We start from the raw sequence: 4,238 nt of genomic DNA on the forward strand, positions 1-4,238 counted from the left end.
CCTCATCAAGACGAGCTGGAAGTAGCTAGTGTGTTATTACACATTAATAACCCAGTTAACTTGTTGAAACAAATTAAAAAAAGAAGTTGACAGACTATTAAAACATGATATGATGGTCAGCTCGCTAAATAGGATAAGCCACATTGGCTGACTTATTTAGTTTGAAATACTAGCACTGGACGACAGTGTCAGACATTATTTAAAAGCATAACTAAAGAACAACTTGTGTGGATTTTTGCTGATTCAGAATGCTAAAAAATAAAGTTGACTATCTTTTCTTTTCGGAAAGATTATTAACTATAAAAATTATCATTTAAGACAGCAGAAAAACTCAAAGTTAATTCATTACGAACATAATTTTTAGCGATTTTGCCAGATTAGATGAGCCAAGTTTAGAAGCTTCTTTAAAGAGCTTCATAGCAAGATTAAACTGAAGAGTTTGATCATGGCTCAGATTGAACGCTGGCGGCAGGCTTAACACATGCAAGTCGAGCGGAAACGATGGTAGCTTGCTACCAGGCGTCGAGCGGCGGACGGGTGAGTAATACTTAGGAATCTACCTAGTAGTGGGGGATAGCACGGGGAAACTCGTATTAATACCGCATACGACCTACGGGAGAAAGGGGGCAGTTTACTGCTCTCGCTATTAGATGAGCCTAAGTCGGATTAGCTAGATGGTGGGGTAAAGGCCTACCATGGCGACGATCTGTAGCTGGTCTGAGAGGATGATCAGCCACACCGGGACTGAGACACGGCCCGGACTCCTACGGGAGGCAGCAGTGGGGAATATTGGACAATGGGGGAAACCCTGATCCAGCCATGCCGCGTGTGTGAAGAAGGCCTTTTGGTTGTAAAGCACTTTAAGCAGTGAAGAAGACTCTTCGGTTAATACCCGGAGACGATGACATTAGCTGCAGAATAAGCACCGGCTAACTCTGTGCCAGCAGCCGCGGTAATACAGAGGGTGCAAGCGTTAATCGGAATTACTGGGCGTAAAGCGAGCGTAGGTGGCTTGATAAGTCAGATGTGAAATCCCCGGGCTTAACCTGGGAACTGCATCTGAAACTGTTAGGCTAGAGTAGGTGAGAGGGAAGTAGAATTTCAGGTGTAGCGGTGAAATGCGTAGAGATCTGAAGGAATACCGATGGCGAAGGCAGCTTCCTGGCATCATACTGACACTGAGGCTCGAAAGCGTGGGTAGCAAACAGGATTAGATACCCTGGTAGTCCACGCCGTAAACGATGTCTACTAGTCGTTGGGTCCCTTGAGGACTTAGTGACGCAGCTAACGCAATAAGTAGACCGCCTGGGGAGTACGGCCGCAAGGTTAAAACTCAAATGAATTGACGGGGGCCCGCACAAGCGGTGGAGCATGTGGTTTAATTCGATGCAACGCGAAGAACCTTACCTGGTCTTGACATATCTAGAATCCTGCAGAGATGCGGGAGTGCCTTCGGGAATTAGAATACAGGTGCTGCATGGCTGTCGTCAGCTCGTGTCGTGAGATGTTGGGTTAAGTCCCGCAACGAGCGCAACCCTTGTCCTTAGTTACCAGCGGGTTAAGCCGGGAACTCTAAGGATACTGCCAGTGACAAACTGGAGGAAGGCGGGGACGACGTCAAGTCATCATGGCCCTTACGACCAGGGCTACACACGTGCTACAATGGTAGGTACAGAGGGCAGCTACACAGCGATGTGATGCGAATCTCAAAAAGCCTATCGTAGTCCAGATTGGAGTCTGCAACTCGACTCCATGAAGTAGGAATCGCTAGTAATCGCGGATCAGAATGCCGCGGTGAATACGTTCCCGGGCCTTGTACACACCGCCCGTCACACCATGGGAGTTGATTGCACCAGAAGTGGATAGCTTAACCTTCGGGGAGGCGTTCACCACGGTGTGGTTGATGACTGGGGTGAAGTCGTAACAAGGTAGCCGTAGGGGAACCTGCGGCTGGATCACCTCCTTATAGACGCATTCGGTCAGCAAGAATTCACAACAAGTTGTTCTTTAGTTTAAGCTTACGTTTTTAACAAACGTATTAGGGTCTGTAGCTCAGCTGGTTAGAGCACCGTGTTGATAACGCGGGGGTCGGTGGTTCAAGTCCACCTAGACCCACCATTTTACAATGGGGCCATAGCTCAGTTGGTAGAGCGCCTGCCTTGCACGCAGGAGGTCAACGGTTCGACTCCGTTTGGCTCCACCACTACTAAGACGGTTAAGTAAGCTTTAGATGCTAATAAATAAATAGGTATTAAATAGAAACAAGTGATTTTAACTGATTACTTCTTTCTGTTTTATACAGAATCTGTGACTCGACGAGAGCATAGAGACTATTTAAAAACATAGATATGAGTCTGGGTTAGGAAGAGCGTGTTCACGCGCACTTCTTAACCTTAATAACTCGCCTCTTAACGACATCAGTTGTTATCCCAGGGGTGAGTTATTAAAAAAAGTAAAGAGAACTGAATCAAGCGTATAAACATAGGTGATATCGTTATCATAATTAGATTGTATGACACTTAGAAGTCGAAAGACTACTTGGGGTTGTATGGTCAAGTAATGAAGCGCACATGGTGGATGCCTTGGCAGTCAGAGGCGATGAAAGACGTGACAGCCTGCGATAAGCTTCGGGGAGGCGGCAATATCCTGTGATCCGGAGATTTCTGAATGGGGAAACCCACTTACCATAAGGTAGGTATCCTAATTTATTAGGAAGCGAACGAGGGGAAGTGAAACATCTCAGTACCCTTAGGAATAGACATCAATTGAGATTCCCCTAGTAGCGGCGAGCGAACGGGGAGAAGCCGATTAATTCTAATGTAGAAGAACAGCGTGGGAAAGCTGACCGTAGTAGGTGATAGTCCTGTATTCGAAACATTAGAGTTAACATATTAAGTAGAGCGGGGCACGAGAAATCCTGTTTGAAGATGGGGGGACCATCCTCCAAGGCTAAATACTCCTGACTGACCGATAGTGAACCAGTACCGTGAGGGAAAGGCGAAAAGAACCCCTGTGAGGGGAGTGAAATAGAACCTGAAACCGTGTGCGTACAAGCAGTGGGAGCCCACTTGTTGGGTGACCGCGTACCTTTTGTATAATGGGTCAGCGACTTATATTCTGTAGCAAGGTTAACCGTTTAGGGGAGCCGTAGGGAAACCGAGTCTTAATAGGGCGTTTAGTTGCAGGGTATAGACCCGAAACCGAGTGATCTATCCATGAGCAGGTTGAAAGTGCCGTAACAGGCACCGGAGGACCGAACCCACTGTCGTTGAAAAGCCAGGGGATGACTTGTGGATAGGGGTGAAAGGCTAATCAAACTCGGTGATAGCTGGTTCTCCCCGAAAGCTATTTAGGTAGCGCCTCGGACGAACACCATTGGGGGTAGAGCACTGTTTCGGCTAGGGGGTCATACCGACTTACCAAACCGATGCAAACTCCGAATACCGATGAGTGATATCCGGGAGACACACGGTGGGTGCTAACGTCCATCGTGGAGAGGGAAACAACCCAGACCGCCAGCTAAGGCCCCAAATTCCTAGTTAAGTGGGAAACGAGGTGGGAAGGCATAGACAGCTAGGAGGTTGGCTTAGAAGCAGCCATCCTTTAAAGAAAGCGTAATAGCTCACTAGTCGAGTCGGCCCGCGCGGAAGATGTAACGGGGCTCAAACTAGGAGCCGAAGCTGCGGATTTGAATTTGTTTTCAAGTGGTAGGGGAGCGTTGTGTAAGCCTGTGAAGGTGTGTTGTAAAGCATGCTGGAGGTATCACAAGAGCGAATGCTGACGTGAGTAACGATAATGCGAGTGAAAAGCTCGCACGCCGGAAGATCAAGGGTTCCAGTCCAACGTTAATCGGGGCTGGGTGAGTCGACCCCTAAGGCGAGGCCGAAAGGCGTAGTCGATGGGAAATCGGTTAATATTCCGATACTTGTTTATAATGCGATGGAGGGACGGAGAAGGTTATGTCAGCCTGGCGTTGGTTGTCCAGGTGAAAGGATGTAGGTTTATAGCTTAGGTAAATCCGGGCTATTCTATACCGAGATCTGATAGCAAGCTGTACTTGTACAGCGAAGTGGCAAATACCATGCTTCCAGGAAAAGCTTCTAAGCAATAGTTATAAACGAATCGTACCCTAAACCGACACAGGTGATCAGGTAGAGAATACCAAGGCGCTTGAGAGAACTCTGCTGAAGGAACTAGGCAAAATGGTACCGTAACTTCGGGAGAAGGTACGCTGTTGA

2 tRNA genes and 2 rRNA genes (1 of these 4 running past the window's edge) are annotated in these 4,238 nt (G+C 47.7%); all 4 read left to right on the plus strand.

The annotated features are described in order from the left end of the window. Positions 1-427 precede the first annotated feature (427 nt). Positions 428-1,966, plus strand: a 16S ribosomal RNA gene (locus ACQKC9_RS13390). 75 nt (positions 1,967-2,041) lie between these two features. Then, positions 2,042-2,118, plus strand: a tRNA-Ile gene (locus ACQKC9_RS13395). 9 nt (positions 2,119-2,127) lie between these two features. Beyond that, positions 2,128-2,203: transfer RNA gene (locus tag ACQKC9_RS13400), tRNA-Ala, on the plus strand. A gap of 347 nt (positions 2,204-2,550) precedes the next feature. Beyond that, positions 2,551-4,238 (plus strand): 23S ribosomal RNA (locus tag ACQKC9_RS13405); it runs 1,239 nt beyond the window's last position. The 16S and 23S rRNA genes sit together here with 2 tRNA genes alongside, the layout of an rRNA operon.

Source organism: Psychrobacter sp. NPDC078409 (assembly GCF_050268505.1).
Classification (GTDB): domain Bacteria; phylum Pseudomonadota; class Gammaproteobacteria; order Pseudomonadales; family Moraxellaceae; genus Psychrobacter.